Consider the following 12,476-nt stretch of genomic DNA (forward strand, 5'->3'; position numbering starts at 1 on the left):
ATCCTTCCCATGGACTTTTCCCGCTTTTTCATCGACAGGCCCATTTTCGCTGCCGTACTGTCGATTCTGATTTTTATCACAGGATTAATCGCCATCCCGCTGCTGCCGGTGAGCGAGTATCCTGACGTCGTACCGCCAAGCGTGCAGGTGCGCGCAGAGTATCCGGGCGCCAACCCGAAAGTGATTGCCGAGACCGTGGCGACGCCGCTGGAAGAGGCTATCAACGGCGTCGAGAACATGATGTACATGAAATCCGTCGCCGGCTCGGACGGCGTGCTGGTCACTACCGTCACGTTCCGTCCGGGTACCGATCCGGATCAGGCGCAGGTACAGGTGCAAAACCGCGTAGCGCAGGCCGAGGCGCGTCTGCCGGAAGACGTGCGGCGCCTGGGCATCACGACGCAGAAGCAGTCGCCAACGCTTACGCTGGTGGTGCATCTGTTCTCGCCCAACGGTAAGTACGATTCACTGTACATGCGCAACTACGCCACGCTGAAGGTGAAGGACGAGCTGGCGCGTCTGCCCGGCGTCGGGCAGATCCAGATTTTTGGCTCCGGTGAATACGCCATGCGCATCTGGCTGGACCCGAACAAGGTTGCAGCCCGCGGGCTGACCGCCTCGGACGTGGTCACGGCAATGCAGGAGCAGAACGTGCAGGTGTCCGCCGGGCAGCTTGGCGCCGAGCCGCTGCCGAAAGAGAGCGATTTCCTGATCTCCATTAACGCTCAGGGCCGTCTGCATACCGAAGAAGAGTTTGGCAACATTGTCCTGAAAACGTCGGAGGACGGTTCGGTCGTCCGCCTGCGCGACGTGGCGCGTATCGAGATGGGTTCCGGCAGCTATGCGCTGCGTTCCCAGCTTAACAATAAAGACGCGGTCGGGATTGGTATCTTCCAGTCACCGGGAGCAAACGCCATCGATTTGTCTAACGCGGTGCGCGCGAAAATGGAGGAACTGTCCACCCGTTTCCCGGAAGATATGAAATGGGCGGCACCTTACGATCCGACGGTTTTCGTGCGCGACTCCATCCGTGCGGTGGTGCAAACCCTGCTGGAAGCGGTGGTGCTGGTTGTACTGGTGGTGATCCTGTTCCTGCAAACCTGGCGCGCGTCGATCATTCCGCTGATCGCGGTGCCGGTGTCGGTGGTGGGGACGTTCAGCATTCTCTATCTGCTGGGCTTTTCGCTTAACACCCTCAGCCTGTTCGGGCTGGTGCTGGCCATCGGCATCGTGGTGGACGACGCCATCGTGGTGGTGGAAAACGTCGAGCGAAATATCGAAGAGGGGCTTGCGCCGCTTGCGGCGGCGCATCAGGCGATGCGTGAGGTCTCCGGGCCGATTATCGCGATTGCGCTGGTGCTGTGCGCGGTGTTCGTGCCGATGGCGTTCCTCTCCGGCGTTACCGGTCAGTTCTACAAGCAGTTTGCGGTGACGATCGCGATTTCCACGGTGATCTCCGCCATCAACTCGCTGACGCTCTCTCCGGCGCTGGCCGCGCTACTGTTAAAACCGCACGGCGCGCCGAAAGACTTCCCGACCCGGCTTATTGATCGCCTGTTCGGCTGGATTTTCCGTCCGTTTAACCGCTTTTTCCATCGTAGCTCGAACGGCTATCAGGGGCTGGTGGGCAAAACGCTTGGCCGACGCGGCGCGGTGTTTGTGGTTTATCTTCTGCTGCTGTGTGCCGCGGGCGTCATGTTTAAAGCGGTGCCCGGCGGGTTTATTCCGACCCAGGATAAGCTTTACCTGATTGGCGGCGTGAAGATGCCGGAAGGCTCGTCGCTGGCCCGCACCGACGCGGTGATCCGCAAAATGAGCGAAATTGGCATGAACACCGAAGGCGTGGATTACGCGGTCGCGTTTCCAGGGCTGAACGCGCTGCAGTTCACCAACACGCCGAATACCGGGACGGTCTTCTTTGGCCTGAAGCCGTTTGACCAGCGCAAGCACTCAGCGGCGGAAATTAACGCGGAGATCAACGCCAAAATCGCGCAAATCCAGCAGGGCTTTGGTTTCTCCATCCTACCGCCGCCGATTCTGGGCCTGGGCCAGGGATCGGGCTACTCGCTGTACATTCAGGATCGCGCGGGCCTGGGCTATGGTGCGCTGCAAAACGCGGTGAACACCATGTCCGGTGCAATTATGCAGACGCCGGGAATGCATTTCCCAATCTCCACTTACCAGGCTAACGTTCCGCAGCTGGACGTGCAGGTTGACCGCGATAAGGCAAAAGCGCAGGGCGTGTCGCTGACCGATCTGTTCGGTACGCTGCAAACCTATCTGGGCTCGTCGTACGTGAACGACTTCAACCAGTTCGGGCGTACCTGGCGCGTGATGGCGCAGGCAGACGGGCAGTTCCGCGACAGCGTGGAGGATATTGCGAATTTACGCACCCGGAATAGTCAGGGCGAAATGGTGCCGATTGGCAGCATGGTAAAAATCACGACCACCTACGGGCCGGACCCGGTGATCCGCTACAATGGCTACCCGGCGGCAGATCTGATCGGCGATGCCGACCCGCGCGTGCTCTCGTCCGCTCAGGCGATGACGCAGCTGGACGCGATGTCTAAGCAAATCCTGCCGAACGGGATGAACATAGAATGGACGGACCTGAGCTTCCAGCAGGCCACCCAGGGTAATACGGCACTGATCGTCTTCCCGGTCGCGGTGCTGCTGGCGTTCCTGGTGCTGGCGGCGCTGTATGAAAGCTGGACGCTGCCGCTGGCGGTGATCCTCATCGTGCCGATGACGATGCTCTCCGCACTGTTTGGCGTCTGGCTGACCGGTGGCGATAACAACGTCTTCGTGCAGGTGGGGCTGGTGGTGCTGATGGGGCTGGCGTGTAAAAACGCGATTCTTATCGTGGAGTTTGCCCGCGAGCTGGAAATTCAGGGCAAAGGCATCATGGAAGCTGCGCTTGAAGCGTGCCGCCTGCGTTTGCGTCCGATTGTGATGACCTCCATCGCCTTTATCGCCGGGACCATTCCGCTGATCCTCGGCCACGGCGCGGGCGCAGAAGTGCGTGGCGTCACCGGGATCACGGTCTTCTCCGGGATGCTCGGCGTAACGCTGTTTGGCCTGTTCCTGACACCGGTATTCTACGTGACGCTGCGTAAGTTTGTGACGCGCGGCAAAGTGGAAAGAGAGGTTCTGCCCGCGTAGGGATATCGCAGATAACAAAAAAACCGCCTTTATCGTAAAGGCGGTTTTTTTTCGCGAAAATTAATGGGCTTTTTTGTACTGGGCAATAAGTTCAGGTAAAGGATCGCACCCGCTGGTATCGGCTTTTTTAACCTCGTCCAGCGCGCTTGCCACGGTGTGGCGCGCTAATACCGCGAGCGATGCCTGCTCCGCTTCTTCGGAAATCGATTTAAAGTACCAGCAGGCGTTCGCGCTGACCACGCAGCGGGCCGGCACGTCAGGGCGCGACGCCCAGAGTTTTTTATCTTCGGTGACCGAAAGGTAGATATCGCGCAGGGTGATCTCTTCCGGTGGACGACCAAGATGAATAGAGCCGTTGCGGCCAAGCGTTGAGACGATAATGCCGTCGCGCGTGAGTGGAACCATCAATTTGCGGATAAAGCTCGGATTGGCTTCCAGGCCGTAGGCCAGAATTGCACTTGTCGAACGTTCACCTAGTTGCTCCGCCATCGCTACGCTGAGAACCATCTGCAAAGCTGTCGGGAAGCGGTAATCTAACATTTCTCTTTCCTGGGTAGCGGTGAATCTTGTTCTTTTTGGCACCGCAGAGGTGAATAAGCAATAAACAACAATATAACAAATACGGTAATTTTTTTGAAGCAATCTGCGGCATTTGCGATCGAACACCCTGTTCCGGTTTAGCTAAACGTGCGGTCCGGGAAGTCAACCGTCACCAGGAGGCCACCTTCCGCTGAGGTACTCAGGTTTACACTGCTGTTATGTTGCAGTGCAACCGCTTTGACGATGGCAAGCCCCAGTCCGCTTCCGCTCTGCACCTGATTGGGATCGCGGAAAAACCGGTCGAAGACGCGCTCGCGCAATTCAACCGGAATGCCCGGCCCCTCATCGGAGACGCGTATTTGGGCTGATTTATCTGCTGAGCGTACCTCTACCTGAATCCGTCCGCCCTCAGGACTGTACTTCACGGCATTTTCAATAAGATTGTCTATCAGCGACATCAGACGTTCCCGGACGCCAGCGATCCAGATTTCATCCTCAGCGAAGAATTCCAGCTCAATCCTGCGCCCGGACGCCAGCGGCTCCAGCGCAGCCATTCGCTCTTGTATGAGTGACGTCAGCGGCACGGGCTCCATCGCGGTGTCAATACGCGCTTCACTGTGCATCATCAGCAGCAGCTGGTTGACGAGCCGAGCCGCCCGGCTGTTGCTGCGCACAATCCCTGCAAGCAGCTGCCGCTGGCTCTCGCTGCTCGCCCAGGACTGCAGCGCCTCCACGTTGATGCGCATCGCTGCCAGGGGCGTACGCAGCTCGTGTGCAGCATCCGCAATGAAAACCCGTTCCCGTTCAGCGCTTTCCCGCACTCTGGCAAGAAAATCGTTTATCGCGTCCACCATTTTGCGAAGCTCCCTGTGCCTGGGGCCGGCTTTTAAGGGAGAGAGATCGTCTGGCCTGCGTAATGAAATTTCATTCACCACCTTGCTCCAGGGACGCATCGCAATGCGGATCGACAGCCACGCGGGAAACAGAAGAAAAGGAATACAGACCAGCAGCGGCATAATGTAGTAGCCGCGTGAGTTCAGATAGATAAAGAAGTTCCAGCTGCCGGCCGGGGTGAAAAGCGTAACTTCCACGTCGGAACGAGGGGACTTAAGGGTACGGCTGGTCCAGGTACGACCGTCACTCTGAACACGCTGCATTTCCCCCTGCCTGGTGTTCATTACCCCCGTCGGAGCGCCATCCGATGAAAAAATGATTGCGTTATTCTTACGAACGATGAGGTTGATTGATAATGCGGGATCTTCGCCGCCGCCATAGCCTTCCCGCAACGCCTTACTGAACGCTTCCAGCACCTCGTTACGGTCCTGCGGGCGCTCGCCAATATGATCAACCAGAGTAAAAATGGTTTCGTAGGTCTTACTGCCCGTGAGTATCGGAGGGCTACGCAGGTCCTCCAACAATATGAAGGTCAAAAAAATACACCACAGCAGGGTGAGCAGCGCCATCTGGGCGATGATAATTCGCCGTACCAGCGTGGGACGCTTCAGGAGGTACCAGACGTTTCGCATTAACCCGTCACTTTCTGAACAGCAACGGTATCAATGACGTATCCGACGCCCCGCACCGTTCGCACATAGCCTTCACCAATTTTCCGCCGCAAATTCCCCATATGGACGTCGAGCGCATTACTGAGATTTTCTTTGTTGCCGAATATCCTTTCTTCCAGAAAACGTCGGGTAATCACCCGGTCAGCGCGCAGCATCAACGTTTCAAGAAGCGCATATTCACTGGCCGTCAATTCAACGTGACGCGCGCTCACCGTCACGCGACGCGTCGGTACATGAAGCGATAAGCCCCGGATCTCTATTGCCTCATTTTCAAAACCGTAGCTGCGTCGGGCAAGAGCCCTGACTCGCGCCAGCAGTTCGGCGAGAACGAAGGGTTTGACAAGATAGTCGTCTGCACCGGCATCCAGCCCGCACAGGCGATCCTGCAGCGTACCTCGCGCCGTCAGGATGATGACGGGGATCCCCTTCAGCTGCTGGCGCAAACGCGTCATCAGGCTCATGCCGTCGCCGTCGGGCAGCCCCAGGTCGAGCAAAACAAGTTCCGGCGCACAGACGTCAAGCTGATGCAGCGCATCCTCTTTACGGCGAACCCATATGACATCAAATCCTTGATCTGAAAGGGCGATACGCACGCCATTGCCGAGATCCAGGTCGTCTTCGATTAGTAAAATTTTCACATTGATAACTGTAACAACCGTGGATGAAGAACAACTTAAGAAAAAAACGGTAGCAGGAAATCCGTCCGGTTTACAGCACCGGCTCGTGCTTCAGCGTTTCTTCATTTTCGGCTCATAAGAACCTTAGGGTCGGTATTCAAAATGGGCGTCCTGGCGTTTAACCGCTTGCATCGCAACCATTTGAATCCATAAGGGCTTCTTTAATGAGAAACATCGAACTGCGTCATACGTTCCTCCATTCACTTTCGGGCTTCAGACTAAAAAGCATAGTGCCGGGCGTTGTTCTGGCGTTACTGGCCACCCCGGTAATGGCGGCAGAGCAGAAAGGCAATGTCTTAACTCTGGGGGGCGGCGCGGACGTCGCGCCACGCTACTCGGGTTCGGATAAAAGCCGCGTCAGCGCGGCTCAGGTGGTGGATTACTCGATGGCGAATGGCTTCTTTATCAGCACCACGCGGGGTATCGGTTACGGCAATAACATCGGTAATTTCGATTACAGCGCTGCCCTGAGCTATCGCGCAGGCCGTAAAGATAAAGACGTCAGCAGCGATTCGATCGCCTCCGGCAGCGACGAGCTGCGTGGAATGGGCGAGATAAAAGGCTCGGCAATCGTTGTGCCCGGGCTGGGGTACAAGGTGACCGACTGGCTTAACCTGCAGCTGCAGGCTGAGGTGCCGGTTTCTGAGAGAGACAACGGAGAGGCGGTGCATTTCGGCATTTCCAGCCCGCTCTATGCCTCATCAAAAAATGAGGTGACGCTGGCGCTGACCGGCAGTTGGGGATCCGGCAAGTATATGCAGACGTACTATGGCGTCAATGACGCTCAGTCGAGCGCATCGGGGTTTGCCCGACATGACGCCGGGGCGGGGATTTATGCCTGGTCTATGAATCTTGACTGGACCCACAAGCTCACCTCGCGCTGGAGCGTGCTTGCCGCTGCGGGGGTTACGCAACTGACGGGGGATGCGGGTGACAGCCCGATCGTACAACGTAAAACGTCCCCCACGGGGAGCTTGAAGGTGACGTACAGTTTTTGATGGCGGTTGCTTATGAGTTTGAGCGCGCAATAGCGACGAATTTGAGCCGCTCCGGTTAAGATGACGGGGCGGTGCTTTTGATGACGGGAATAATGATGGATTATTTAAATTCATTGCAGAGAATATTGTCACTTGATCCTTCACGAATGCAGGTGCTTTACGCGGTTCGTGATTTGCAACTTCCTGATTGCTGGATAGGCGCGGGTTTTGTCAGGGATGCCGTATGGGATCACTTGCATGCCTATTGGAAAAAGTCCTTTTCAGGCGATGTGGATGTGGTCTGGTTCGATCCCGAATGGTGTACGCCAGACGATGAACGTCATCTGGAAGAAAAACTTAAGCAACGGATGCCCGCTTTTGACTGGTCCGTAAAGAATCAAGCCAGGATGCATCTGCGTAATGGTGATAATCCCTATCGCTCAACAGAAAATGCGCTGTTGTACTGGCCCGAAACTGCGACGGCTGTAGGCGTCAGGCTGGGCGCTAACGATGTTATTGAGGTCATTGCACCCTATGGTCTTAATGACCTGTTTGAGCTGAGTTTAAGACCAACGCCTGCGTTTGAGCGGGAAAAATATGACGTATTCAGGCGGCGCGTTGAAGAGAAGCGGTGGTTAGAACGTTATCCTCAACTGCGACTTATTAATTGAGCATAATTAATAGCTTAAAGTCTAATCTGTCTGTTGGGCGCTTATGCCTGTGAACCTTACAGATGACCTGTTGCACACGATCGTGAGCCTTATGTTACGCAAGATATATTACTCAATTTCTGATGCATGAAATCTATGAGTGCTCGTGTTTTAGCAGGCAAGTAGCGCCGATCTGAATAAAGTGCGAACAATTGCAGTGGAGCAGGGGATTGTTCAAAGTTAAGCTCGATTAGCCGTCCATCGTTGATGTAGGGTTGGCAGGCTTGTTTCGATAGAATGGCAAAACCGACACCTGCTACAGCCGCTCGTCCTGCCATCTCTCCGCTGTTTACCCGGTAATGGCCTTTAACCTTTATCGTCTCGAATCCCCCCTTTTTATTAACAAACTGCCAGGGAGCACCTTTAAGTGCGCTTACGGTTGTAATACAGGGTAATTCTTCAAAATGCTGTATATGAGAAGGGGTGCCATAACGTTGAATGACAGAAGGAGCAGCAACGATGGTACAAGGGATAGTCACCAGATGGCGAGCGATGTAGTCACTGTCATCCATCTGGCCACGGGTGACAATGATCGCTAAATCCAGATCGTCACGAACGGATTCAAAGCCAGACAAATTTGTGACGCAGCTAATTTCCAGATCCGGGTGCTGACAGGCGAAATCGGCAACTATAGATCCCAGCAAGACCGGGCCTATTTCATTAGGAATACAGATACGTAACGGGCCCTTAAGCTGCATTTGCCGCAACGTTAATTCTGTTTCAGTTTGCTCAAGTGCCTCCAGTATTGGCTTCGCTCGGTTATAGAGCAGGTGGCCCGCCTGGGTGAGTTTCATATGGCGGGTACTGCGCTCTATAAGCTGAAGGTTGAGTTTGTCTTCTAACTGAGAAATACAACGACTCACATTTGATGTCGGCATTTCCAGCGCCCTGGATGCCCCAACAAAACTCTCTTTTTCAACCACAGCAATGAACACTTTCAGGGTATTAAAATCCAGAGGCGGCCGCATTGATTATCCCATAAATGATAACAATAAGTGCCATTTTTACCATCTAATGAACAGATTTGATAGCGGTTAAACTCGGATATCTTTCATCCACAGGTCGCCTGCTATGCCACTGGTCACAAAAACGTTAAATCATAAAACCCTCATACGAATCGCTGCTGTAATTGCTTTTATCCAGTTCACGAATGCGCTGGAATATATGATGTTCAACCCTATTTTTGCTTTTATGGCGGCTGATTTTGCTGTTCCCGTATCCTTCTCAGGCTACGTTTCTGGCCTGTACACAACAGGTGCCGTTCTGTCGGGCATTATCGCTTTTTACTGGATCGGTCGTTTTAATAAGAAACGCTTTCTCATCGCCAATATGGCTCTCCTGGGGCTGCTGACCTTTTTAACGACATTGACTTCCAGTTTTAGCCTTTTGCTTACATTACGATTCTGTGCAGGATTGTTGGGCGGTACCACAATGGGGGTGGGTATCAGTATATTGATAAACCACGCACCGACTCACTTGCGTGGAAAAATGTTAGCGACGGTGATTGCGTCATTTGCGATAGTAAGCATTGCGGGAATGCCCACAATATTATTTTTATGTACTCATTATGGCTGGCATATTGCTTTGTGGTTCATCAGTACGCTGTGTTTGTTGGCGATGCCACTGATTGTCACCATCATTCCGCAAGATCGCGTTTCTTTCGAGACACCCCATTCACAGCCTCTCAATGTGGATATTTTACTGTTTGCTTCCGCTAATGCGCTTGTACAGTTTAGCCCAATGCTGGTCGTTCCTGTTCTGGTACCATTATTGTTACAGCAGCCTGGCGCTTCTTCGGACATGTTGTCCTGGCTATTCTTCGGCGGGGGGATGGCAGGGTACCTGTCGACAAAAATGACAGGCGTGTTAACGACACGTTTTTCTGCTGTAGTTCTGGCGACAGCTTCAACTATCATTTTTATTCTGAGTTTGCTCATACCCATCCTGGGGCTTCCGCATCCGGCGCTATTTATTACTTTATTTCTCGGTGCATCTTATAGTCGTCTGGTTTCATCTTCGGCGGTTACGATTCAGTTTCCTGATAACAGGCAACGCGCAGGATTCATGTCATTACAAACATCAATGATGTATTTGATTACAACGATCGCATTTTTTTTGTCTTCTTTTTTATTACCTGGGCATGACATGTCACAACAAAAAATGAACACGTTACTAACGGTAAGCGCCATTTCCGCATTAGGGTTCCCAATCATCGTTATCATTTTGCAAAAGAAACTGGCTAAACGTAAGAACCAACCTGATCTTCTCGTCATTGATTAGCATAACGTCCGCTTTTGGCTGTGAGTACAACGGGTCGATGCAACGCGATCCTTTATCCGGAGCATTTGAAAGCCAGAACCTCGTAAAGAAGTGTGCCAATATTACGTGGGTGATATCTATATCCGGAGAATAACGTGTTCGGAAGAGTTTTATTAAACTACATGCCAGGTCTACAAAATTTGTTAGCCTACGATAAAAGCTGGCTAAAACAGGATGTTAAAGCCGGGTTATCCGTTGCGGCTGTAGCGCTACCCGTAGCTATTGCTTATGCTGAGCTGGCAGGTGTTGGGGCAATAGTGGGGCTTTATTCGTGCGTTTTACCGATGATAGCGTATGCACTGTTTGGTTCTTCACGTCAGCTTATTGTTGGCCCTGATGCCACGACCTGCGCGGTGATTGCGGCCGTCGTCTTTCCGCTTTCTGCAGGTAATCCCGAACTGCACTGGCAACTGACGATTATCATGACATTGATGATGGGCGGGTGGTGCCTGCTTGCCAGTAAGTTTCGTCTGGGCGCACTTGCCGATCTGCTTTCTCATCCCATTCTTACGGGTTTGCTAAATGGCGTAGCCGTGACGATTATTGTCGGGCAATTAGGCAAGGTTTTAGGGATCAAGCTAGATGAAGCACAGGTTATTGAAAAAATAATAGCCTTGCCAGGCCGATTGTCAGACAGCCATTTATTAACCATAGGGATATCACTTTTAACGTTAATTATTTTAATGGTTATTAAAACGTATCGTAGCCACTGGCCAGCACCGTTGATTGCCATTGTCCTGACAACGGTTCTGGTGTGGGGAACAGCTGCGCAACAGTATGGTATCGCCACGATTGGGGGAGATGGCTTCCAGTCTGGCTTACCCGTCGTTAACTGGGGGGAATTCCAGCCTGGTCCGATGCGTGATTTGGTGATCCCGGCGCTGAACCTGGCTTTGGTCAGTTTTGTGAGTCTGATGCTGACCGCCCGCAGTTTCGCCGCGAAAAATGGTTATGAAATCAATGCTGATGCTGAGTTCAGAGCACTGGGTATTGCGAACATTATGTCTGGGTTATCCCAGGGTTTTGCTATCAGTGGAGCTGATTCCCGGACCGCGGTTAATGATTCAGTGGGTGGGAAAAGTCAGCTGGTTTCCATAGTCGCGGCCTTACTCATCGGTATCGTTGTGGTATTTTTCACCCAGCCATTACAATTTATTCCGGTATCTGCATTAGGTATTGTTCTAATGTATGCCTCGTGGTCATTAATTGATTTACGTGGGCTCTGGAACCTGAGGCGCAGAAATAAACAGGCATTCCGCCTGGCCTTCTTCACTTTTGGCTGTGTTTTAATTATCGGCGTTATCCAGGGGATCGGCCTTGCGGTGTTGCTTGGCCTGTTACAGTTCCTTCGTACAGTGTTTCGTCCCTCTGAGCACTTGTTGGGCACTGACGAAGATGGAATGATTCACTCATTAGGTAATACAACCGATATTAAAATGGTCCCGGGCGTGCTGATGTATCGATTTAACTCACCGTTGACCTATTTTAATGTGGCTTATTTTAAACGTCGGGTATTGAACCTGGTTGATGGTACTGCATTACAACCTAAATGGGTGGTCATTGATGCCGTTGCTTGCTTCACCTATTCAGACATCAGCGTCCTGGCAACCATTAATGAGTTAAAGCGTGACCTGAAAGGGCGAAAGATTACGTTAATCCTGGCGGGCAGAAAAACGGAATTAACGCGCTGGTTTAAAGAGAGTCGGCCAACGATGAATGATGATGACATGATTCTGGCGCCAGACCTCTATCTGGCACTTCGGTTCATTCAGAGTAAAGAGAGTGCGAGTGAATCAGGTGGCGAGGTATAAGTTAAAGGCTTGCCCGCCACCAGCGAGCAAGCCACACCTCTAGCGATACAGCGTCTTTTCCGCAACCGGAATAAGCAGTCCGGATCGCCAGTCCGCCAGCGTCAGCTGCGCAAGCCTGCCCAGCGCGGTATAAAACGGATGCCCGGCGTTATCGACAAACACCGACAGGAAGCGGGTGCTCCACGGCAGGAGGTGCCACGCCAGAAGTTGAGCGCACTCCGCTTCGCGGCCATTCTCGGCCAGCCACGCCGCGAGCATTAGCAACGTGCCAAAGTGATCTTCCGGTTCCTGTTGCTGCATCTCAAACGCGATATTGTTCTCCCGCATCCACTGTCGCAGCGCGAGGGTCGAATCGCCAAACAGCACGGATTCACGGTCCAGCCAGACGGAACCCCACGGCGGAGCGGGCAGGGCATAAGGACCAATAAACAGCCGTTGCCAGGCGTCGGTCAGCGGTTCATCGGAAGATGAGGCAAACGTATCGGCAACGGGCTGCAGCGCTTCCGGCGGCAGGGGCCAGTCCTGAACCCATTCGCCAGCGGTGAGAGCGCTCACCAGCGGCGCGGCCTGCTCGCTGTCGGGAGCGAAATAAAACAGCGCGCCCAGTACCCTGGCACTGAACGCGAACGATTCACGATGTGAGACGTCTTCCATAAAACTTTCCTTGCTTGCGCGGACGACGCCCGCGCGACTGTGATAACCGATAATACTGACC

At 53.4% G+C, this 12,476-nt stretch carries 10 protein-coding genes; 5 read left to right on the forward strand and 5 right to left on the reverse strand.

Annotated features, from left to right (window positions below; genetic code table 11):
- Positions 1 to 9 precede the first annotated feature (9 nt).
- Positions 10 to 3,162 (forward strand): multidrug efflux RND transporter permease subunit OqxB, encoded by a 3,153-nt coding sequence (gene oqxB / locus ACR42C_RS10565; RefSeq protein ID WP_116340225.1) that lies wholly within the window; start codon positions 10 to 12, stop codon positions 3,160 to 3,162.
- Between the two features lie 60 nt (positions 3,163 to 3,222).
- Here oqxB and oqxR read toward each other — a convergent pair whose 3' ends face one another.
- From oqxR to ACR42C_RS10580, 3 genes are all read right to left on the reverse strand, one after another.
- The gene (gene oqxR, locus ACR42C_RS10570) at positions 3,223 to 3,702 is read right to left on the reverse strand and encodes an efflux pump transcriptional repressor OqxR (protein WP_116340223.1); all 480 of its coding nucleotides are present in this window, start codon (positions 3,700 to 3,702) and stop codon (positions 3,223 to 3,225) included.
- A 137-nt stretch (positions 3,703 to 3,839) separates the two neighbouring features.
- On the reverse strand, positions 3,840 to 5,228 hold the full coding sequence (locus ACR42C_RS10575; RefSeq protein WP_316379027.1) for a sensor histidine kinase: 1,389 nt from the start codon (positions 5,226 to 5,228) through the stop codon (positions 3,840 to 3,842).
- The gene (locus ACR42C_RS10580) at positions 5,228 to 5,905 is read right to left on the reverse strand and encodes a response regulator (RefSeq protein ID WP_116340219.1); all 678 of its coding nucleotides are present in this window, start codon (positions 5,903 to 5,905) and stop codon (positions 5,228 to 5,230) included. The genes ACR42C_RS10575 and ACR42C_RS10580 overlap by 1 nt, the downstream gene beginning before the upstream one ends.
- Positions 5,906 to 6,108: 203 nt before the next feature.
- On the opposite strand from ACR42C_RS10580, the gene ACR42C_RS10585 reads away from it, so the two are divergent.
- Both ACR42C_RS10585 and ACR42C_RS10590 read left to right on the forward strand, forming a co-directional pair.
- Positions 6,109 to 6,942 (forward strand): MipA/OmpV family protein, encoded by an 834-nt coding sequence (locus tag ACR42C_RS10585; protein WP_479985099.1) that lies wholly within the window; start codon positions 6,109 to 6,111, stop codon positions 6,940 to 6,942.
- A 95-nt stretch (positions 6,943 to 7,037) separates the two neighbouring features.
- Positions 7,038 to 7,592: a nucleotidyltransferase family protein gene (locus tag ACR42C_RS10590; RefSeq protein ID WP_302218831.1), complete on the forward strand. Its 555-nt coding sequence runs from the start codon at positions 7,038 to 7,040 to the stop codon at positions 7,590 to 7,592.
- Positions 7,593 to 7,681: 89 nt separating this feature from the next.
- On the opposite strand, the gene ACR42C_RS10595 is transcribed toward ACR42C_RS10590, so the two are convergent.
- Positions 7,682 to 8,599, reverse strand: a complete 918-nt coding sequence (locus tag ACR42C_RS10595) for a LysR family transcriptional regulator (RefSeq protein ID WP_116340213.1) — start codon at positions 8,597 to 8,599, stop codon at positions 7,682 to 7,684.
- A 103-nt stretch (positions 8,600 to 8,702) separates the two neighbouring features.
- Between ACR42C_RS10595 and ACR42C_RS10600 the strand changes: the two genes are divergently transcribed.
- Together ACR42C_RS10600 and ACR42C_RS10605 are read left to right on the forward strand one after the other, a co-directional pair.
- Positions 8,703 to 9,911, forward strand: a complete 1,209-nt coding sequence (locus ACR42C_RS10600) for an MFS transporter (RefSeq protein ID WP_479985100.1) — start codon at positions 8,703 to 8,705, stop codon at positions 9,909 to 9,911.
- Positions 9,912 to 10,045: 134 nt separating this feature from the next.
- Positions 10,046 to 11,761 (forward strand): SulP family inorganic anion transporter, encoded by a 1,716-nt coding sequence (locus tag ACR42C_RS10605; protein ID WP_116340209.1) that lies wholly within the window; start codon positions 10,046 to 10,048, stop codon positions 11,759 to 11,761.
- A gap of 39 nt (positions 11,762 to 11,800) precedes the next feature.
- Here ACR42C_RS10605 and dmsD read toward each other — a convergent pair whose 3' ends face one another.
- Entirely contained in the window at positions 11,801 to 12,415 is a 615-nt protein-coding gene (dmsD, locus tag ACR42C_RS10610; protein ID WP_166710978.1) for a Tat proofreading chaperone DmsD, read from the reverse strand.
- Between the last annotated feature and the right edge of the window lie 61 nt (positions 12,416 to 12,476).

The sequence above is a fragment of the Enterobacter sp. MG-EB028 genome, from assembly GCF_056673305.1.